The sequence below is a fragment of the Aquabacter albus genome (genome assembly GCF_040049275.1).
Classification (GTDB): domain Bacteria; phylum Pseudomonadota; class Alphaproteobacteria; order Rhizobiales; family Xanthobacteraceae; genus Aquabacter.
This window is the reverse complement of sequence record NZ_JBDZDT010000004.1, coordinates 625,105-643,996: the sequence shown is the minus strand read 5'-3', so window position 1 is coordinate 643,996 and position 18,892 is coordinate 625,105. Positions and strand designations below refer to the sequence as shown.

The following is an 18,892-nucleotide window of genomic DNA, read 5'->3' as shown; positions in this document are numbered from 1 at the left end:
AACACATCACTCACGTGATAATGTCCGTTCCGGAGTTACGTAAGACCGCCGAAGTCATACTCGGCTGCTTAAACCCGAAAGCTCAAGCAACCCGCAAGGACTCCGCCGTCCACGTTTCTCTTTCTTCACATATCAACCTGTCAAACAGCACGAGGACCAAGGCCCTCACCCTACTTAGATGTAGGAACCGACAACTCTTCCCTCGGCGCCTTAGCCGGCGGGTTCACAACAGCAAGGTCGTGAGGAGCGTCGGAGACGCGCTTTCCGCCGGCCGTTTCGTCGGCGGCGTCAGCGCGTCGTTGATGAGCGGTTTATAGGGCCCGACCCCTTTCCCTGTCAACACCCGTGTTTCAGGAAAATGAAAAGGCGATGACACTTGTGGATAAGTGGCCGGCGAAACAACTTGGAATCTTTATAGCACAAGGCCCCGCGGGCCTCCGGTTTTGTGCGGTGCACCCAGAGTCGGCTCAGGGATTTGCCGCTCCGGCCTCCCGGCCTTCGCAATTTTTTCGTCTCCCTCCGACACCCGGCGGGGTACCGCCGCGGGCCCGAGGCACCGGGAATCCCTGAATAACTAAGGAAAGACGCCCGCGCGCATAAACGCGAGGGAGCGTGCCCAGTGGGACGGCGCCTGTGTCCTCGCCCCACCCATTCTCATGCACGGCGGCAGCGCCGGCCCCAGCCGAGGAACCCGCGCCGGGCCCCGCGGACCATTGCCCTGCAATGCTTCTTGGGGCTTGCCATCCTTTCGCCTTGTCCGCACCTTCACATCCGCCGGCCCGCGCGCGTCGCATCTGCGTCGCAAACGGGCTCGGGCTGGGTTATTTTCACCCCGCACGACGGTAGGGGCGTGTGCCCGCGTTTTTCGCGGCTTCATCGAAGGGTTGTGCGTTTTGCAGCATAGACGATCGGCCGGAGCCTGGCGTGACGCGACAAGCGCAGCCGGGCTCGGCGACGAGCCCCCGCTCGGCGTCGATGGCGACGAGGAGGAGATCGACCGGCGGCGCATCTCGGTGCGCTGGCTGGCCGCCACTCTCCTCACCGGCCTGTGCGGCAGCTTCCTCATGGGCGGTGCGGTCTATGCCGCGCTCGATGGGGACCACCGCTTCGCCTCCATGCCCGAGACCGTGCGCAACGTGCTGCGCGGCGCGCTGGCGGTGGGCGAGCGGCCGTCCAACACCGCCCGCAAGGGCGATCGCATGTCGCTGCTGGCCGAAGCGTCCACCGCGCGGCAGACCTTCCGTCTTTCAACCACCACCAAGGTGGGTGACCGCGAAATCATCAAGGTGCGCCCGTTCACGCGCGTCTCGGCCAATCTCGCCATGTCCACCACCTCGGTGTCGGTGAACATTCCGCGCTTCAATCCGGCCCAGATCGTCGCCCAGTCCATGGACAACCAGGAGGCCGCGCCCCAGGCCGAGCCCACCGGCGAGGTGACCGTGGTCACGCGCGATCTCGTCGCGCTGCCGCCGACCACGAAGTTCGGCGCCTATATCCCCATGGAGAACGTGCTGGTGAAGGTGCGCGAGGTGGCCGAGCTCGCCCGCAGCCAGCCGGCGCCGGCAGGCCTTCCCCCGGCCATCATGGGCATCGGCCTGAAGGATGCCCCGGCGCCCTATCTCGCTTATGCCGCCGAGGGCAATTATCCCGCAGCCCCCGGGGCACTGCCCCGGCCGAAGGTGGAAGCCCCGGAGAACCTGTCCTTCCTCGGCAAGACCTCTGCGGAAACATCGGGCGGCAATGACTGGTCCGACCAGACCGTGGTGGTGAAGAAGGGCGACACCATCGTCTCCATCCTGAAGGACAACGGGGTGCCCGACGCCGAGGCGCGCGCGGCCGCCCAGGCCTTCTCGCGCAAGGACGGCGCGAAGGATGGCTGGCGCATCCGCCTGCTGCTGCAGGGCGACGGCAAGGCGAGCCACGCGCTGCGGGTGTCGCTGTTCAGCGACAACGGGCACGAGGGCACCGTCGCCATGTCCGACACCACCAACAAGTACGTTTCCGTGGCCGAGCCCACGGAGACCGATGTAGGCGGCGTCTCCGAGGATACGGGCGAGGGGGATGATGACGGGCCCGGCATCCGGCTCTATGAGAGCCTTTACGAGACGGCCCTGCGCAACGAGATGCCGCGCAACGTCATCGGCGACCTCGTGCGCATCTATTCCTTTGACGTGGACTTCCAGCGCCGCGTGAAGCCGGGCGACAATTTCGAGGTGCTCTACACCGAGGACAATGGCGACCCGGAAGTGCTTTACGCCACCCTCTCCACCAATGGCGAGACCCGGCGCTATTACCGTTTCCAGACCACCGATGACGGCCTCATCGATTATTATGACGAGGACGGGAAGAGCGCGAAGAAGTTCCTGGTCCGCAAGCCCATGGCGGGCGGCATCATGCGCTCGCCCTTCGGCTATCGCCGCCATCCCATCCTCGGCTATTCCAAGCTCCACACCGGCGTCGACTGGTCGGACGCCGTGGGCACGCCCATCTATGCCGCCGGCAACGGCACGGTCATCTATGCGGACTGGAAGTCCGGCTATGGCCGGCATACCGAGATCCAGCACGCCAACGGCTACGTGACCACCTATTCCCACCAGTCCGGCTTCGCCAAGGGCATGCGGGCGGGCCAGCAGGTTCGGCAGGGCCAGGTGATCGGCTATCTCGGCTCCTCCGGCCTCTCCACCGGGCCGCATCTGCACTATGAAGTGAAAATCAACGGCTCCTTCGTGGACCCCATGCGCGTGAAGCTGCCGCGCGGCCGGGCGCTGGACGGCAAGTTCCTGGCGGAGTTCAAGAAGGAGCGCGAGCGCATCGAGGCGCTGCTGAACCACGCGCCCATGCCGCCGAAGGTGGCCTCGGCCGCCTCGAGCACCACGAAGTAATACTTCCCAAGAAAACAAAGGCCGCCGGGCGGAGAACCCGGCGGCCTTCGTTCGTCATATTGGGCTCGTCCCCGGCGTGACCGTCAGACCTGCCGTCCCACCTTACGGCTCCCAGACCGTCACCACCTCGGTGAGCACGGGCCGCGGGCGATCCGCCACCTGCTCGGCCGGGCTGCCGATATGGATGAAGCCCGCCACCTTCTCCCCCTCGCCCACCCCCAGCAGGGCCGCCGCCTCGGCATCACGGCCGGGCCATTTCAGCAGCCAGTGGGCGGCATAGCCGAGCGCGGTCGCGGCGGCGATGAGGTTCATGCAGGCCGCGCCCGCCGAGAGGACCTGATTGAATTCCGGCACTTTGGACGTGGGATCCGGCCTGCTCACCGCCACCACGGTCAAGGGCGCGCGCATCAGATAGGTGCGCCACATGTCGGATTTAACGGGCGGAAGGTCCGGGTTCTGCCTGAGATAGAGCGCATCGAGCCGGTCGCCGGCCTGTGCCCGGCCCTCCCCCTTCAGGAGAATGAAGCGCCAGGGCACGAGGCGGCCATGGTCGGGAACGCGCGCGGCGAGCGCGAGCATGGCCGCGATCTCGTCCTCGCCCGGGCCGGGCTCCACCAGCGAGCGAAGGGGCAAGGAGCGGCGGCCCTTCAGGAGCGCGATGGTCTCCGGCGACGTCGGCGCGGCGATGGCCGTGCCGTCATGGGCCGGCACGTGAGAATGGGAATGCCCCGCCGGCTGCGCCATGACGCTCACGTCACCCGGGCGACGGCGAGCGCGAGGGCCGCGTCATAGTCGGGCGTGAAAGCGATCTTGCCCGGCTGCGGCGCAAGGCCCATGCGGCGCAGCACTTCGGCTGCCTGCGGCTTCAGGCCGGACAGGATGACCTTGGTGTCGCCGCTCTGGCAGCGCCGCAGGAAATCCTGCACCGCCGCGACGCCGGTGGCGTCGATGAGCGGCACCTCCTCCATGCGCAGGATGAAGACGCGGGGCGGCTGGCCGATCTGGTCCAGCACCTCGGAGAGCCGCGCGGCGGCGCCGAAGAAGAGAGGGCCGCGCACGTCGAACACCTCCACGCCCGCCGGCAGGTGGGCGCGGGTGTCCTCCTCGGTCTCGCTCTCGGGGGCGAAAGCCGGGGCGATGCTGGCGCTCTCCGCCATGCGGTGCATGAAGAGGATGGAGGCGAGCACCACGCCCGCCGCGATGGCCACCGTCAGGTCCACCGCAACCGTGAGGCCGAAGGTGAGCAGCAGGAGGAGGCGATCCCCCACCGGGGCGCTCAGGAGATGGCGCATCTTGTCCACCTCGCTCATGTTCCACGCCACCACCACGAGGATGGCGGCAAGGCTCGCCAGCGGGATGTAGACGGCGAGCGGCGCCAGGACGAGCATGACCGCGAGCACGAACACCGCATGGAGGATGCCGGACATGGGCGAGCGCCCGCCGGCCCGGATGTTGGTGGCGGTGCGGGCGATGGCGCCGGTGGCGGGCAGGCCGCCGAACAGAGCGGAGGCGGCATTCGCCACGCCCTGCGCCACCAGCTCCGCATTGGGGCGATGGCGCCCGCCGGTCATGCCGTCCGCCACCACGGCGGAAAGCAGGCTTTCGACGCCGGCCAGGAAGGCGATGGTGATGGCGCTCGGCAGAAGGTCGGCGAGGCGCGCCAGCGTGATGACCGGAAAGCTCGGCGCGGGGATAGCACCCTGCAATTCGCCGAAGCGCGACCCGATGGTCGCCACCGGCAGATGGAGCAGCGGCACCGCCAGCGCACCGAGGATGACGACGAGGAGGAAGCCCGGCACCTTGGGCGCAACCCGCCGCAGCACCAGGATGAGCGCCAGGGCGGCGAACGAAAGGCCGGTGGTCGCCAGGGAGAGCGTGCCGAAGCCGGAGATCAGCGCTTGCCACTGTTCCAGGAAGGCCGCAGGCAGGTGGGCGATGGAAAGGCCGAAGAAATCCTTCACCTGGCTGGAGAAGATGATCACCGCGATGCCGGCCGTGAACCCCGTCACCACCGGCTCGGGGATGTAGCGCATGAGGTTGCCGAGCCGCACGGCGCCGGCCACCACCAGCATGACCCCCGCCATGAGCGTCGCCAGAACGAGGCCGTCAAAGCCGTGATGGGCGATGACGCCAGCCACCACCACCACGAAGGCGCCAGTGGGCCCGCCGATCTGGGACCGGCTGCCGCCCAGCGCCGAGATGAGAAAACCGGCAATGACCACGGTCACGAGGCCGCGCTCCGGCGTGGTGCCCGAGGCGATGGCCAGCGCCATGGCGAGGGGAAGCGCGACGATGGCCACCGTAAGGCCCGCCACGGCGTCGCTGCGCAGGTCGGAGAGGCCGTAGCCCTGCCGCAGCATGGTAAAGATCTTCGGCACCAGTCCGTCGCGCCGGGCGGAAGCGTGCCGGCCCGCGGCGGGACCAGCCAGATATGTCATCATACCGTCCTAAGAGCACTTCGAAAGAAGCGGCGTGAAACGCGGCCAGGCACCCTTTCGGAACTGTGCGGCCGGAGCAGTGCAGTTTGCTCCAATCATCGTAAACATTCATGTACCAAATCGTCACGGATGTGTGTTAGTCTCAGAGTTGCCGGTCTGTTGCGCGTATCCTGTTCGTTTCGCGCGCCGTGCCGGGAGTGTCCATTAGGCTGCGAGGCGAGAAGCGGGTAGCTGACTTGAGCGTGTCGTCAGGACTTCTACGGGTCGTCCGAAAGACGTGAGCAATAAGCGCCGACAAGTTCAGCAATGGTGGATGGCCCTAGCCAAGATTGGCGACCTGACCTCAACGGAAATACACATGAGCCGTAACCGAGACTTCCGAGAGCCGCGCCGCCGCGGTTTTGATGACGACTTCGCACCGCCGCGCGATCGTGGTTTTGGAGGGGGGGATCGTCCCTTTTCTTCGCCGAGCAGCAGCAGCTTCAGCGCCCCCGTCCCGTCGGGTCCGCCCATCGACGCCACCGTGAAGTGGTTCAATCCGGAAAAGGGTTTCGGCTTCGTCGAGCTCTCCGATGGTTCCGGAGATGTGTTCCTGCATGCCCGCGCCCTTGAGGCGGCTGGCCAGGAAAGCGTTCCTCCCGGCTCCAAGCTCTCGGTCCGCGTGGGCCAGGGCCAGAAGGGTCGTCAGGTGACTGAAGTGCTTGAGGTCGACACCTCCACGGCCGAGGCTGCGCCTCCCCGTCGTGAGCGTGCGCCCGGCGGCTTCGGCGGCGGCGCTCCCCGCTCCGGCGGTTTCGGTGGCGGCGCTGGCGGCCCGCGTGCGCCTTCCGGCCCGACCGAAGAGCGCGTCGGCACCGTGAAGTGGTACAATCCCGAGAAGGGCTTCGGCTTCATCGCCGTCGAGGGCGGTGGCAAGGACGTGTTCGTCCACGTCACGGTCGTCTCCCGCTCGGGCCTGTCGGATCTCTCCGAAGGCCAGCGCGTGGTGGTGCAGGTGGGTCAGGGCCCGAAGGGTCCCGAGGCTCGCGGCATCGAAGTCGCCGACTGACCCTCCCCGCTTTTCTTTAAGCCTTTTGACGGGCGCGGCCATGCCGCGCCCGTCTCCTTATTGTGAGGAATGTTTGAGTATGGAGCAGAACGCCGAGGCAGGCCTTTTGGGCATGCTCGATCGACTGAAGAGCGCGCAGCGAACCCTTCTTCTCACCGCCGCCCAGAGCGCGGCGCTTCCCTCCGACGGCACCATCCGCAAGATATCCGAGCTGGAAGGCGCCATCGCCGCCACCGAGGCTCTGCTCAGCGAGCTGGGAGAGAAGCGGTAACGGCATTCGAAATGCCCGCCTGCCGAGATCTTCTCACGTTCAACAGAAACACATCCGCCATCTGATCAGGATCGGCTGGCGATCCTGGCCAGAGGCCTTCACCGCTCAAGCTGCGGCGTGCGTTTCGACGTACAATGCATATACGGAGTGAGAACTGGTCATATAGAGCCGGTTACGCTTCGGCCCACCGAACGCGAGGTTCGCGCAACGCTCCGGCAGGCGGATGAAGCCGATGAGCTTGCCTTGCGGATTCAGCACGAGAATCCCGTCAAGATCTTCCGACTTGCCCTTCAGCGGAAAGACCTTGCGGATGCCGACATCCACGGCATCTGAGGCGAGAGCGCCATTGCTGCCGTAGCCGATCCACAGATTTCCGTCCCGGTCCACGCGAAAACCGTCGAGCGCGCCCTGGTCGGCCGCGTCGTAGAACTTCGTCTTGTTGCTCACTGTGCCATCCGCGCCGACATCAAAGCTCCAGATGCTGCGGTTGGGGGTTCCCTTCCACTCGACGACGTAAAGCTTCTTCTCGTCCGGAGAGAAGGCGAGGCCGTTCGGGTTGACCAGGTCGGTGATCATGGCCGTGATCTTTCCGGATTTGTCGATCCGGTAGACGCTCGTGGTCTCCTGCTCGGGCTTCGCGCGCGAACCTTCCCACTCTCCGTTGATGCCGAACTGCGGATCGGTGAACCAGATGCTGTCATCGGACTTCACGACGATGTCGTTCGGCGCATTCAGGCGCTTGCCGTTGTAACTGTCCGCCAGAACGGTAATCTTGCCGTTCTTCTCGGTGCGTGTGACGCGCCGCGTGACTGAGTGCTCGCAGGTCACGAGACGGCCCTGCCGGTCGCACGCATTCCCGTTGGCGTAGTTCGCATTGCTGCGGAAGACGCTGGTCGCGCCGGTCTTCTCATCGAACTTCATGATGCGGTTGTTCGGAATATCGCTGAAGAGAAGATAGGCGCCTTCCGAGAAGTAAGCCGGCCCCTCCGCCCAGCGCATGCCGGTGGCCACCTGCTCCAGCGTCGAGGAGTAGATCCTGTACTTGGCGAAGCTCGGATCGAGGATGAGCACCGCCGGGTCGGGATACCGCTGGTTGGGGCTGAAGGAGAAGCTCTGGGCCATGGCGCCGGCGGGCATGGTGGCCGCCGCAAGAGACGCAGCCCCGTACGCCAGGATGCTCCTGCGCGAGATCGACATCGTTTCCATCCCTAGTCAGGGCGTTTCATTGAGCGAACGCCCGCAGCAGATTGGATTGCAGCTTCACCTATGCGTGTCAATCACTAATGCATTAGCGCATGAGACGCGTAAGGTGGTGATGAAGCGGGCTACTTCCGGCGCAGGGAAGAGAGCGCCTCCCTTCTGGTGGGAGGCGCTCTAGGGCCAATCGACATTCGCGCCGTCATGCCCGGGCTTGTCCCGGGCATCCACGTCTCGCCCTTAGCCCGCACCCGGTGGAGCCCCGTGGATGGCCGGGACAAGCCCGGCCATGACGGTAGGAAAGGCGGTGAACCCGCTTATCTCTGAATACCGACCTCCCCTAAACCACCGCCTCAAGGCAGCCCTTCACGAAGGTGAGGAAGGCCCCCACCTTCGCCGGAACCAGGTTTCGCGAGGGGTGGAAGGCATAGAGCGGAAAGACTTCCTCCGCCCAGTCGTCCAGGATCTGTACCAGTTCGCCCCGCGCCAGCTTGGGCGCGACACCGAGCTCGAAACTCTGCGCGATGCCAAACCCAGCGGCGCAGACTGTGAGCGTAGTGGCAAGGTCGTTCATCACCAGCCGGCTCCCCACCTTCACCTCAACCACCTCCGAACCCCGGCGGAATTCCCAGGGAAAGGGGCGCCCGGTCACCGGATCCCGGAACAGAAGGCACTCATGGCCTTCGAGCTCGGCGGGGTGGCGCGGCGTGCCCCTCATGGCGAGATAGACCGGCGAGGCGCAGGTGATGATGCGGGCATCCAGCAGCTTGCGTCCTATGAGGCGCGACGGCTCCGGCTCCCCGAACCTCACCGCCACGTCGAACCCCTCGCCGATCATGTCGCCCAGCGTGTCGCGCACGCTGAGGTCCAGGGCGAGGTCCGGATGGGCCTTCATGAAGTCCGCCAGCCGGGGCGCAAGCACGAGGCGCGCGAACCAGGGATCCGCAATCACGCGCAGCCGGCCCCGCACTTGGCCGCCGGCGTCTCCCACCTCCCCCGCCGCGTCCTCCATGCCCTGCAGCAGCGGCGCCACCTGGGCATAGAAGCGGCGCCCCTCGTCGGTGAGCGACACCGCGCGCGGCGTGCGGTCGAACAGGCGGGCGCCCACTCTCGCCTCCAGCCGCGCCACCGCACGGCTCACGCCCGAGGCCGTGAGACCCAGCGCGTCGGCCGCACGGACGAAGTTGCCGGCTTCCACCACCGCCACCATCACACCGATGCCGCTGAGAAGCCGTCCGTCGAATGCCATGATGATCTCCCGTCATCACAGAATGGACCAAGATGCGTTGGCCGCAAATCGATCCCGGATGCAACCTCCCCGCCGAACACAGGAGCAGGTCATGAATCTTGACGGACAACGGATTGTGGTGCTGGGCGGAAGCTCGGGCATCGGCTTCGCCACGGCCCAGGCGGCGGCCCAGGCGGGCGCCCGGCTGGTGATCGCCTCCAGCCGGCGCGAGCGGGTGGACGCGGCATTGGCCGGCCTTCCCGCAGGCGCCACGGGCGAGGTGGTGGACCTCTCGGACGAGGATGCGGTGAAGGGTTTGTTCGCGCGGCTCGGCGCCTTCGACCATCTCGTCTTCACCGCGGGGGAAGCCCTCCAGCTCGGCCCGCTTGACGAGACCCACATGGAAACCGCCCGGCGCTTCTTCGACCTGCGCTATTGGGGCGCCTATATCGCCGCGAAGTACGGCCATGGCGGCATCCGGCCGGGCGGCTCCATCGTCTTCACCTCGGGCATCGCCGGCACGCGGCCCCGCTCGGGCTGGGCGCTGGGCGCCTCCATCTGCTCGGCCATGGAGGGCCTGACGCGCGCTCTGGCGGTGGAGCTGGCGCCGGTCCGGGTCAATATCGTCTCGCCCGGCGTGGTGGAGACACCGTTATGGTCGCAGATGACCGAGGCCGACCGCGCGGCACTCTACCGGCAGACGGCCGCCTCCCTCCCCGTTGCCCATGTGGGGCAGGCGGAGGAGATCGCGCAGGCATTTCTCTATCTGATGCGCCAGACCTATGGCACCGGCCAGGTGATCACGGTCGATGGCGGCGCGACGCTGGTCTAGTCGCCTCGCACGCTGCTGGCGCATCCTCCATATCCGCCGCATGATGCGCGCCGCCCATGGCGGCGCGCCCTTCAGGCCCGAACGGCCGAAAGGCGCCGAAGATCGCAGGCCGGGCAGCGGGAGGACGCAGATGCTCGTGTTCAGTCTCCAGGCGGAACAGAAGTTCGATCCGAAACGGCACATCGAGAACATTCTCGGCAAGGTGGACAATGGCGATGTCACCGTCGCCTGCTGGGAACCGGGGCAGATCAGCCCGCATCATTCCCATCCTCATGCCACCGAGATCTATTTCTGCTTCGAAGGCGGCGGCAAGATGCGCGTGCCGGGCAAGGTGGTGGACGTGACGCCGGGCGCCTTCGTGGTCCATCCGGCCGGCGAACTACATGAATACGAGAACGGCCCCGCGCGCACGCTGCTGTTCCGCGTGCGCTATGGGCAGGACATGGCCACGCGCACGAAAGAGTGGCGCGGCAATCCCGATTGGGCGCCCAAGGACGCCGATCTCGAATATTTCAGGCAGTATCCCGAGGGTCAGGTGACCGCCTGAGCGGCCTCAGCCCGCCCGCTCTGCCAGCAGCCGCGCCACGGCCGCGCGCAGCTCGGGCAGGCCAGTCCCGGTGTGGCTGGAGGTGGGAAACACCTGCGGATAGGCCGCCGGCCGCTTGCGGATCTTCTGCTCGGTCTCTTCAACCCTCACGGCGAATTCCGTGGGCTTCACCTGGTCTGCCTTGGTGAGGACGATGGCGTAGGACACCGCCGCCTTATCCAGGAGGTCGAGCACGTCCTCGTCCACTTTCTTGATGCCGTGCCGGCCGTCGATCAGCACGAAGACGCGGGCCAGATTCACCCGGCCGCGCAGATAATCGAGGATGGTGCGCGTCCACGCCTCCACCTTCTCCTTCGGCGCCTTGGCGAAGCCGTAGCCGGGCATGTCTACGAGAGTGAGCTGCGGCCCCATCCGGAAGAAGATCAGCTCCTGGGTGCGCCCCGGTGTCACCGAGGTACGCGCCAGAGCCTTGCGACCGGTGAGCGCGTTGACGAGGCTGGACTTGCCCACGTTCGAGCGGCCGGCGAGCGCGATCTCCAGCCCCTGCATGGGCGGCAGGGTCTCGATGGTCGGCGCGGCGGTCAGGAAGTTCCATTCCGCCGCAAACAGCAGGCGGCCGGCTTCGAGATAGGGATCGTCGGCGGGAGCGGCGTCGGCCGTGGAATTGGTCATATGCCGCTTATCGGCTGCGGCGCGCCGGATCGCAAGCCGGGCCGCCGTTTCAGAATGTGATGCGCCGGATGACACCATCCCGGTCGAAGAACTGGTGCTTCAGCGCGGCAGCCACATGCAGGCCGAGAAGGGCCAGCAGGGCATAGGCCAGGATTTCGTGCAGCAGCCGCAGCCTCTCGAACAGGGCCTCATCCGGCGCCACCAGCGACGGCATGGTGAAGAGATCGAACGGGCGCGTGGGCAGGCTGAGTGGCGAAGCCGAGGCCATGAGCCAGCCGCAGACCGGCAGCGCCAGCATCAGGAGGTAGAAAGCCAAATGCGCGATGCGTGCGCCCACACGCTCGATGCGCGAGTGCTCCAGCGCCGGCGGACGCGGCGAAAGGCGGGCGGCGAGCCGCAGTGCGAGGAGCGGCAGCACCAGGAGGCCGTAGGATTTATGCCACTGATAAAGGGCGAAGGTGGTGCCGAGATCGTACTGGGAATGGGTCATCACCCACCCCACGGCGATCAGGGCCACCAGCAGCGCCGCCATCACCCAGTGGAGAAGGCGCACCGGGCCGCTCCACCGGCGCAGACGGTCCATCATGGCGTGTCGGCGCGCGTCGCGACGATGATGCGCACATCATCCGAGACCAGGGGCAGGCCGCCGGTCATGCCGAATTCGGAGCGCCGGATGCTGCCCTCCGCCTGGAAGGTGAACGCCTTCCCCTGCCCCCGCTCCACCTGCACGGTGAAGGTTTCGGGGTGGGTCACGCCCAGAAGGGTGAGGTTGCCGGTCACGCGGACCGTGCGATCGTCCAGCTTGTCCACGGAGGTGGAGACGAAGTTGATGTCGGGGAAGCGGTCAGCATTCAGGAAGACCGGGCCGCGCACATAGGCGTCGAGAGCCGGCGACTGGGTGTCGAGGGAGCCTGACGCGACCTTGAACATCACGGCCGAGCGCGAGGGCCGGTCGAGGTCGATGGAAAGGTTGGACGTAAACTTCCGAAACACGCCGCGGGTCAAGGGATAGCCCTTCGCGCCGATCTCGAACGTGATCTGGGTCCGGGCGGGATCGACCCGATACGCTTCGGCTTGCGCACGGGGTGCCGCAACGAAAAGCAACGCAGCGATGAGGGGAAGAGATCGAGCGAAGCGTATCATGGGAGGGCCTCACGAAAGTGAGCCCCGAGCCTACGCTTGCGTCCCTTGCGGCGATGCACACGGCCCCGTGTACATCGTCAAAGCTTTGTGAGGGCCGGCGGGGGCCACGCGAAACCTTTCGCCCCCGCCGGAGCCTCAGCAGTCGGCGCCTCAGCTCTTGGCCGGCGCCTTCTTCTTGAACACCGAGCGGATGTTGTCGAACAGCTCGATCTTCACGCCGTTGCGCCGCATGATCACCGATTGCTGGAGCACCGACAGCGTGTTGTTCCAGGCCCAGTAGATCACCAGACCGGCCGCGAAATGGGCCAGCATGAAGGTGAAGATGATCGGCATGTAGTTGAAGATCATCTGCTGGGTCGGGTCCGGCGGAGCCGGGTTCAGCTTCATCTGCACCCACATGGTCACGCCCATGATGAGCGGCCACGCGCCGAGCATCAGGTAGGCGCCGAGCACGGGCACGCTGGACGGGTCCCACGGAATGAGGCCGAACAGGTTGAAGATGGTGGTGGGGTCCGGCGCGGACAGATCGTGGATCCAGCCGAAGAACGGCGCGTGCCGCATCTCGATGGTGACGAACAGCACCTTGTAGAGCGCGAAGAAGACGGGAATCTGGATCAGGATCGGCAGGCAGCCGGCGATCGGATTCACCTTCTCCTTCTTGTACAGCTCCATGGTGGCCTGCTGGGCCTTGACCTTGTCGTCCTTGTAGCGCTCGCGGATGGCGACCATCTCCGGCTGCAGCGCCTTCATCTTCGCCATGGAAGCGTAGGATTTGTTGGCCAGCGGGAAGAAGATGCCCTTCAGCAGCACCGTCACGATCAGGATGGCGACGCCGAAATTGCCCACCACGCGGTAGATCCAGTCGATCACCAGGAACAGCGGCTTGGTGATGAAATAGAACCAGCCCCAGTCGATCAGCAGGTCGAAGCGGTCGATGGAATAGGTCTTCTGGTAGCCATCCACCACGGCCACTTCCTTGGCGCCGGCGAACAGCTGGCCCTGGGAGGCGGCGGTCGCGCCCGGCTCGATGGTCTTGCCGGCGCCGAGATAATCCGCCTGGAAGTTGCGGGTGCCGCCCACCTGGTTGGACGAGAAGCGCGCATCCACCTGGACCGACTGGTCGGGGATGACGGTGGCCGCCCAGTATTTATCAGTGATGCCGAGCCAGCCGCCGGTCGCCTTGAAGAGATGCGGCTGGGCATCGTCCATCTTGGCGTAGGTAACTTCCTGCAGGCCATTGTCGCCGAGCACGCCGATGAGGCCCTCGTGCAGGATGTAATAGCCCTGGGTCTGCGGCATGCCATGGCGCGAGACGAGCGCGTAGGGGAACAGGGTCACGGCCGCGCCGCCCTTGTTCTCCACCTCGTCCTTCATGGCGAACATGTAGTGGTCGTCGATGGTGTAGGTGCGCTTGAACAGCAGCCCCTCGCCATTGTCGTAGGTGAGCACCAGCGGCGCGTTCGGCGTCAGCGCGGAAGCGGTGGCGGTCCAGACAGTATCCGCCCCCGGCAGCTTCACGTTCACGCCGGGCGCGCTGGTCCAGCCGAATTCCGCATAGAAAGGATGGGGCGAGCCGGCGGGCGCCAGGAGCACGATGTTCGGACTCTTGGGGTCCACGGTCTCGTGATAGTCGAGCAGCGACAAGTCATCGACCCGGCCACCCTTCAGCGAGATGGAGCCCTTCAGGCGCGGCGTGTCGATGGCTACCCGCGGGGTCGCAGCGAGCGCCTGCTCACGGGTCAGGGCGCGGGGTGTGGTCTGCGCCGCCGTGGAGCCGGGAACGGCCACGCCGCCGGCACCCGGGGCGGTGCTCGCCGCCTGCTGCTGGGCTTGCTGCTGCGCCTGCTCGGCCTGCTGCACGATGCGCTGCTGCTCGGCGGCCTGGCGCTGCTTCTCCGCCTGCGGAATGCCGAAGAAATATTGCCAGCCGATGAGGATCGCCAGGGACAAGCCGATGGCGATGAACATGTTCTTATTGTCGGTCATGCCGGGCGGCCTCCATCGGCGCTGGCGGAAATATCGTCCGACCTTCTCCTGCCACCGCCGTGCAGCCGGGATATGGCGCGTTCGAGGTCGCGGACAAGGTCCGGATAGGCGGCGTGGAGCGCGTGCGGCCGCGCCACCATCACATAATCGTAGCCGGTGCGTCCGGACGCCGGCATGACGGCGCGGGCAACCTCGCGCATGCGCCGTCGGATGCGGTTTCGCACCACGGCGTTGCCGACCTTCTTGGTCACGGTGAAGCCGAGACGAACATCGCCTTCATCGCGGCGGTCGCGGCCCTGTAGCAGGAACGAGGCGACGCCGGCCTTTTCAGCCTTGGCTGCCGCCAGGAAATCACGACGCTTGCGGAGGCGGTCCATGGTGGGCAGGTCCGCAGGCGACATGCCTCACGCGGACAGGCGCTTGCGGCCGTGCGTCCGACGAGCCGCGATGATCTTGCGGCCGTTTCTTGTCGCCATGCGCGCACGGAAGCCGTGCCGACGCTTGCGCACGAGCTTGCTCGGTTGATAGGTGCGCTTCACGGGTCTGTCTCCGGATTATAGGGGCGGCCACATCGGCCTTCCGGAACCCAAGCCCTCGGCATCCTGCCTCAGGCGCCCGCTCAAAACGGGCTGGGAAAGACCGGTTTGAGAAAAGGGCGAGGTCCCGGGAGCCAAAGCCGCCCGAGTTCGGGCTCGGCTTATAGGGGCGCACGGGGTCCGCGTCAACGTCAAAGGGGCGCCCCTCGTGGCCGTGCGCGGGCGTCAGCCCCTCTTCAGTCCTGGGCGGATTGGCGCGGCCCCACGGCCCCTGCGTCATCCTGTTGTACCGGCTGCTCCAGGGCCGCCTCCATGGCATCGGAGGGACTGTCGAACAATTCCGCGTCAGTGCCCTCCGGCATGGTGGCTTCCGGCGGTTCGGGCGCGTCGGTCAGCACATAGGCGAGCATGCCGCGCGCCACCTCCCGCTCGCCCATGATGATGTAGCCGGCGCCGTTGCTGCGCAGATGGTCCACCTCCGCGTCCGAATGGGCGCGGGCGATGATTTCCAGCTCGGGATTGATGGCCCGCGCCTTCTTCAGCACCACGGCCGCCTCGAAGCCGTCGGGAATGGCGAGGATCAGGCGCCGTGCGCTGGACAGGTTGGCGGCGGCGAGCGCCTCGGGAAGCGCCGCATTGGCGTCGATCACCTCGATGCCCTCGGCGCGTAGCGCATCCACCGCGTCGTCGGCATCTTCGATCACCAGAAGCGGGACGCCCGCCGCATGGAGCCCCTCCCCCACCAGCCGGCCGACCCGGCCATAGCCCACCAGCACCGTATGGCCGCTCTTGTCGGTGGCGGGGATCTGGCGCGTCTTTGCCGCGGCCACGGGCGCCGCGCCGGCCGGGGCGAGGCGCGGCCCGAACCGGTCGAGGGCGATGAAGAAGAACGGATTGAGCAGGATGGAAAAGATGGCCGCCGCGAGAATCAGGTCGCGGCCCATGGGCGGCATCAGGCCGAGATCGATGCCCAAGGCGGCGAGAATGAAGGAGAATTCGCCGATCTGCGCGAGGCTGGCGGAGATGGTGAGCGCGGTCATCCGCTCATAGCGGAACACCCGGACGATCACATAAGCCGCCACCGACTTTCCCACCAGCACCACCGCCAGCGTGCCGAGCAGAGGCAAGGGGTGCTCGATGACGATGCGCGGGTCCACCAGCATGCCGACGGAGACGAAGAACAGCACCGCGAACGCGTCGCGCAGCGGCAACGTCTCCTCCGCCGCGCGCTGGGAAAGCGGGGATTCGCTCAGCACCATGCCGGCGAAGAAGGCGCCGAGCGCGAACGAGACCCCGAACAGCACCGCCGAGCCGTAGGCGACCCCCAGCGCGATGGCGAGAACGGCGAGGCGGAACAGCTCGCGCGAGCCGGTATGCGCCACCCAGTGCATGACCCACGGGATCACCCGCCGCCCGACAATGAGCATCAAGGCGACGAAGGCGATGACCTTGCCGAGGGTGACGGCGAGGGTGATGAGGAGGCTCGATTCCCCCAGGAAGGCCGCGGCCGCTCCCGTGCCCGGGCTGGTGCCTCCCAGCGCACCGGCCACGGCCGGCAGCAGCACCAGAGCGAGGACCATGGCGAGGTCCTCCACGATGAGCCAGCCCACCGCGATACGCCCCTGCTCGCTCTCGATAATCCGCCGTTCCTGCAGCGCGCGCAGCAGCACCACGGTGCTGGCCACCGACAAGGCGAGGCCGAACACAAGGCCGCCGCCGATGCTCCACCCCATCAGCCAGGCGAGGCCCATGCCGAGCAGCGTTGCCACCGCGATCTGCACGATGGCGCCGGGAATGGCGATGGCTTTGACGGACAGAAGATCCTTGAGCGAAAAGTGCAGGCCCACCCCGAACATCAGCAGGATGACGCCGATCTCGGCGAGCTGGAGCGCGAGCCCCTGATCCGCGACGAAACCGGGGGTGAAGGGACCGGCCAGGACACCCGCCAGAAGATACCCCACCAGCGGCGACAGGCGCAGCCGCTGCGCCAACGCGCCGAGGATGAAAGCCAGAACCAGGGCTCCCACGATGGTCGAAATCAGCGGCGTGTCATGCGGCACGAAAATTCCTCACGGAAAATAATGGGACAGCGCCGCAGCGGGCACGACGCGGAAAAGGCAGGAGGCTTCAGCTTAACGCAAAGCCTTTCGACGGACAGCCTTTCGCACCGGAATGGGACCCCAGTATGAAAAAAGGCGCTGCCGGAGCAGCGCCTTTGAAAAATTCGGCCCGAGGCAAGCTCAGAGCCAGGGCTGCTCGGCCTGCTTGGCGGTCTCGAAATGATCGATGCTGGCGCGCTTTTCCAGCGTCAGTCCGATATCGTCCAGGCCCTCCATCAGGCAGCGCTTGCGGAACGGGTCGATCTCGAACTTCACCGTGCCGCCGTCCGGCCCGCGGATCTCCTGCGCCGCGAGGTCCACGGTGAGCGTCGCATTGGCGCCGCGGTCGGCATCGTCGAACAGCTTGTCCAGGTCCTCGGGCGAGACCACGATGGGCAGGATGCCGTTCTTGAAGCAGTTATTGTAGAAGATGTCCGCAAAGCCCGTGGAGATCACGCACTTGATGCCGAAGTCGAGCAGCGCCCAGGGGGCATGCTCGCGCGACGAGCCGCAGCCGAAATTGTCGCCCGCCACCAGGATCTTGGCATTGCGGTAGGCGGGCTGGTTAAGGACGAAATCGGGATTGTCCGAGCCATCGTCATTGTAGCGCATCTCCGAGAACAGGCCCTTGCCGAGCCCGGTGCGCTTGATGGTCTTCAGATACTGCTTGGGGATGATCATGTCGGTATCGACATTGACCAGCTTCATCGGCGCTGCGACGCCTTCCAGAACGGTGAACTTTTCCATCGCCTTGTGGTCCCTTCGTCCCTGTCTGCGGCGCCATGCGCCCATTCCTCGCCGATCGTCGGGTCGGCGTCCCTTCTTTCCTATCTCCGGCCCGGCAGCATGCGGGCCAGCACGTCGTCCCGACGCACGAAATGGTGCCAGAGCGCCGCGGCGCCATGGATCGCCGCCACGGCGATGAGCGCGTTCGCAAGCCATTCATGGACTTCCTGAACCTGCCGCCCGAAGGGCCGGTCCACCGGGATCGGCGCGGGGATGGTGAACAGGCCGAAGAAGCTCACCTCATTGCCCCGCAGGAAGGCCAGCCAGATGCCGATAAGCGGCACCGCGAACAGCAGCGCATAAAGCGCGAGGTGCGCGGCCCGCGAGGCAAAATGCATCAGCGGCGTCAGCGCCGCCGAGGGCGGCGGCATGGGCGTGGTCCCACGCACCATGACGCGGGCGCACACGAGCGCGAGGATCAGCAGGCCGACCGAAATATGCGTCCACCAGATCCAGGCCCGCCCCGCACTGCCGCGCGCGAACAGCGCCTCGGCATAGGTGAGGCCATAGGCGATGAGGATGCCGAGCACCGTCGTCCAGTGGATGAGGCGCAGGGCCGAGGGGTAACGGGCGACAACGGACGTGGCGGCAGACATGGCGGCTCCTTTGATTAGAATTTCTCTAATCTTTGTGCCGCGATGCGCCCATGCGCCGTGGCGTGCAGGGAAGAAAAGACGACCTGTCTCACAGGCTGGCCCACCTCTCGCTGTCCCGTTCGATGCCTCCGGCGGATCACTGATCCGCCGCCTCTTCCACCCGCTCCATGTCCTCGTCGGAAAGGCCGAAATGGTGGCCGATCTCATGGACGAGGACGTGGGTGACCACCTCGCCCAGGCTGTCCTCGTTCTCGGCCCAGTAGTCCAGGATCGGCCGGCGGTAGAGGAAGATCATGTTGGGCAGCCGCCCGGTCTCCGTCACCGCCGCGTCCTGCGCCATGCCGACCCCCTGAAACAGACCCAGAAGATCGAACGGCGTCTCGGCCTCCATCTCGTCCAGCACTTCCTCCGTGGGGAAGTCCTCCACCCGGATCACGACGCCCTTCACGAGGCGCCGGAAGCTCTCCGGCAACCGCGCGAAGGCCTCGTCCGCCAATGTCTCCATCTCCTCCAGGGAGGGAGCGTGGAGACCACGCCAATCCGGTGCTTTGGACATATCCGCCCTTAGATCCTGAAATCCCGCCGCGAAGGCGCGGAAGGAACCATTAACCATGCGCCGATGTTGAGCCAC

19 protein-coding genes are annotated in these 18,892 nt (G+C 66.3%); 5 read left to right on the top strand and 14 right to left on the bottom strand.

Annotation, left to right across the window (positions count from 1 at the left end; translation table 11 throughout):
- The first annotated feature begins 893 nt into the window (after positions 1-893).
- On the top strand, positions 894-2,882 hold the full coding sequence (locus ABLE91_RS12725; RefSeq protein ID WP_348931188.1) for a peptidoglycan DD-metalloendopeptidase family protein: 1,989 nt from the start codon (positions 894-896) through the stop codon (positions 2,880-2,882).
- Positions 2,883-2,984: 102 nt separating this feature from the next.
- Here ABLE91_RS12725 and ABLE91_RS12720 read toward each other — a convergent pair whose 3' ends face one another.
- Both ABLE91_RS12720 and ABLE91_RS12715 read right to left on the bottom strand, forming a co-directional pair.
- On the bottom strand, positions 2,985-3,626 hold the full coding sequence (locus ABLE91_RS12720; RefSeq protein ID WP_348931211.1) for a nitroreductase family protein: 642 nt from the start codon (positions 3,624-3,626) through the stop codon (positions 2,985-2,987).
- 5 nt (positions 3,627-3,631) lie between these two features.
- Entirely contained in the window at positions 3,632-5,320 is a 1,689-nt protein-coding gene (locus ABLE91_RS12715; RefSeq protein ID WP_348931187.1) for a SulP family inorganic anion transporter, read from the bottom strand.
- Between the two features lie 523 nt (positions 5,321-5,843).
- On the opposite strand from ABLE91_RS12715, the gene ABLE91_RS12710 reads away from it, so the two are divergent.
- Both ABLE91_RS12710 and ABLE91_RS12705 read left to right on the top strand, forming a co-directional pair.
- Positions 5,844-6,368: a cold-shock protein gene (locus tag ABLE91_RS12710; protein ID WP_348931186.1), complete on the top strand. Its 525-nt coding sequence runs from the start codon at positions 5,844-5,846 to the stop codon at positions 6,366-6,368.
- Positions 6,369-6,447: 79 nt separating this feature from the next.
- The gene (locus tag ABLE91_RS12705; protein WP_348931185.1) at positions 6,448-6,639 is read left to right on the top strand and encodes a hypothetical protein; all 192 of its coding nucleotides are present in this window, start codon (positions 6,448-6,450) and stop codon (positions 6,637-6,639) included.
- A gap of 105 nt (positions 6,640-6,744) precedes the next feature.
- Here ABLE91_RS12705 and ABLE91_RS12700 read toward each other — a convergent pair whose 3' ends face one another.
- Together ABLE91_RS12700 and ABLE91_RS12695 are read right to left on the bottom strand one after the other, a co-directional pair.
- Positions 6,745-7,776, bottom strand: coding sequence for an SMP-30/gluconolactonase/LRE family protein (locus ABLE91_RS12700; protein WP_510181942.1), 1,032 nt, complete (start codon positions 7,774-7,776; stop codon positions 6,745-6,747).
- Between the two features lie 400 nt (positions 7,777-8,176).
- Positions 8,177-9,085, bottom strand: coding sequence for a LysR family transcriptional regulator (locus ABLE91_RS12695; protein WP_348931183.1), 909 nt, complete (start codon positions 9,083-9,085; stop codon positions 8,177-8,179).
- 91 nt (positions 9,086-9,176) lie between these two features.
- Here ABLE91_RS12695 and ABLE91_RS12690 point away from each other — a divergent pair, with 91 nt between their 5' ends.
- Complete coding sequence (locus ABLE91_RS12690) at positions 9,177-9,896, top strand: SDR family oxidoreductase (protein WP_348931182.1); 720 nt, start codon at positions 9,177-9,179, stop codon at positions 9,894-9,896.
- Positions 9,897-10,026: 130 nt separating this feature from the next.
- Positions 10,027-10,443: a cupin domain-containing protein gene (locus tag ABLE91_RS12685; RefSeq protein ID WP_348931181.1), complete on the top strand. Its 417-nt coding sequence runs from the start codon at positions 10,027-10,029 to the stop codon at positions 10,441-10,443.
- 6 nt (positions 10,444-10,449) lie between these two features.
- Here the strand turns inward: ABLE91_RS12685 and yihA are convergent, their stop codons facing one another.
- From yihA to ABLE91_RS12635, 10 genes are all read right to left on the bottom strand, one after another.
- On the bottom strand, positions 10,450-11,115 hold the full coding sequence (yihA, locus tag ABLE91_RS12680) for a ribosome biogenesis GTP-binding protein YihA/YsxC (RefSeq protein ID WP_348931180.1): 666 nt from the start codon (positions 11,113-11,115) through the stop codon (positions 10,450-10,452).
- Positions 11,116-11,164: 49 nt separating this feature from the next.
- Positions 11,165-11,701, bottom strand: a complete 537-nt coding sequence (locus ABLE91_RS12675) for a cytochrome b (RefSeq protein ID WP_348931179.1) — start codon at positions 11,699-11,701, stop codon at positions 11,165-11,167.
- Positions 11,698-12,258 (bottom strand): YceI family protein, encoded by a 561-nt coding sequence (locus ABLE91_RS12670; protein ID WP_348931178.1) that lies wholly within the window; start codon positions 12,256-12,258, stop codon positions 11,698-11,700. The genes ABLE91_RS12675 and ABLE91_RS12670 overlap by 4 nt, the downstream gene beginning before the upstream one ends.
- A gap of 150 nt (positions 12,259-12,408) precedes the next feature.
- Positions 12,409-14,244: a membrane protein insertase YidC gene (yidC, locus tag ABLE91_RS12665; RefSeq protein ID WP_348931177.1), complete on the bottom strand. Its 1,836-nt coding sequence runs from the start codon at positions 14,242-14,244 to the stop codon at positions 12,409-12,411.
- Complete coding sequence (gene rnpA, locus ABLE91_RS12660) at positions 14,241-14,645, bottom strand: ribonuclease P protein component (protein WP_348931176.1); 405 nt, start codon at positions 14,643-14,645, stop codon at positions 14,241-14,243. The genes yidC and rnpA overlap by 4 nt, the downstream gene beginning before the upstream one ends.
- A gap of 3 nt (positions 14,646-14,648) precedes the next feature.
- A complete protein-coding gene (rpmH, locus tag ABLE91_RS12655) occupies positions 14,649-14,783 on the bottom strand; it encodes a 50S ribosomal protein L34 (protein ID WP_237344918.1) in 135 nt (44 codons plus the stop codon).
- A 233-nt stretch (positions 14,784-15,016) separates the two neighbouring features.
- Positions 15,017-16,822, bottom strand: coding sequence for a YbaL family putative K(+) efflux transporter (gene ybaL, locus ABLE91_RS12650; protein ID WP_510181941.1), 1,806 nt, complete (start codon positions 16,820-16,822; stop codon positions 15,017-15,019).
- Between the two features lie 198 nt (positions 16,823-17,020).
- Positions 17,021-17,626: a 3-isopropylmalate dehydratase small subunit gene (gene leuD / locus ABLE91_RS12645; protein ID WP_348931174.1), complete on the bottom strand. Its 606-nt coding sequence runs from the start codon at positions 17,624-17,626 to the stop codon at positions 17,021-17,023.
- A gap of 80 nt (positions 17,627-17,706) precedes the next feature.
- Entirely contained in the window at positions 17,707-18,261 is a 555-nt protein-coding gene (locus tag ABLE91_RS12640) for a cytochrome b (RefSeq protein ID WP_348931173.1), read from the bottom strand.
- A 136-nt stretch (positions 18,262-18,397) separates the two neighbouring features.
- The gene (locus ABLE91_RS12635) at positions 18,398-18,817 is read right to left on the bottom strand and encodes a metallopeptidase family protein (RefSeq protein WP_348931172.1); all 420 of its coding nucleotides are present in this window, start codon (positions 18,815-18,817) and stop codon (positions 18,398-18,400) included.
- Positions 18,818-18,892: the final 75 nt, after the last annotated feature.

Coding starts and splice junctions, on each gene's coding strand:
- ABLE91_RS12720 (WP_348931211.1), bottom strand. CDS start 3,626: ATGGCGCAGCCGGCGGGGCATTCCCATTCTCACGTGCCGGCCCATGAC.
- ABLE91_RS12715 (WP_348931187.1), bottom strand. CDS start 5,320: ATGACATATCTGGCTGGTCCCGCCGCGGGCCGGCACGCTTCCGCCCGG.
- ABLE91_RS12705 (WP_348931185.1), top strand. CDS start 6,448: ATGGAGCAGAACGCCGAGGCAGGCCTTTTGGGCATGCTCGATCGACTG.
- ABLE91_RS12700 (WP_510181942.1), bottom strand. CDS start 7,776: ATGCCCGCCGGCGCCATGGCCCAGAGCTTCTCCTTCAGCCCCAACCAG.
- ABLE91_RS12695 (WP_348931183.1), bottom strand. CDS start 9,085: ATGGCATTCGACGGACGGCTTCTCAGCGGCATCGGTGTGATGGTGGCG.
- ABLE91_RS12690 (WP_348931182.1), top strand. CDS start 9,177: ATGAATCTTGACGGACAACGGATTGTGGTGCTGGGCGGAAGCTCGGGC.
- ABLE91_RS12685 (WP_348931181.1), top strand. CDS start 10,027: ATGCTCGTGTTCAGTCTCCAGGCGGAACAGAAGTTCGATCCGAAACGG.
- yihA (WP_348931180.1), bottom strand. CDS start 11,115: ATGACCAATTCCACGGCCGACGCCGCTCCCGCCGACGATCCCTATCTC.
- ABLE91_RS12675 (WP_348931179.1), bottom strand. CDS start 11,701: ATGATGGACCGTCTGCGCCGGTGGAGCGGCCCGGTGCGCCTTCTCCAC.
- ABLE91_RS12670 (WP_348931178.1), bottom strand. CDS start 12,258: ATGATACGCTTCGCTCGATCTCTTCCCCTCATCGCTGCGTTGCTTTTC.
- yidC (WP_348931177.1), bottom strand. CDS start 14,244: ATGACCGACAATAAGAACATGTTCATCGCCATCGGCTTGTCCCTGGCG.
- rnpA (WP_348931176.1), bottom strand. CDS start 14,645: ATGTCGCCTGCGGACCTGCCCACCATGGACCGCCTCCGCAAGCGTCGT.
- leuD (WP_348931174.1), bottom strand. CDS start 17,626: ATGGAAAAGTTCACCGTTCTGGAAGGCGTCGCAGCGCCGATGAAGCTG.
- ABLE91_RS12640 (WP_348931173.1), bottom strand. CDS start 18,261: ATGTCTGCCGCCACGTCCGTTGTCGCCCGTTACCCCTCGGCCCTGCGC.
- ABLE91_RS12635 (WP_348931172.1), bottom strand. CDS start 18,817: ATGTCCAAAGCACCGGATTGGCGTGGTCTCCACGCTCCCTCCCTGGAG.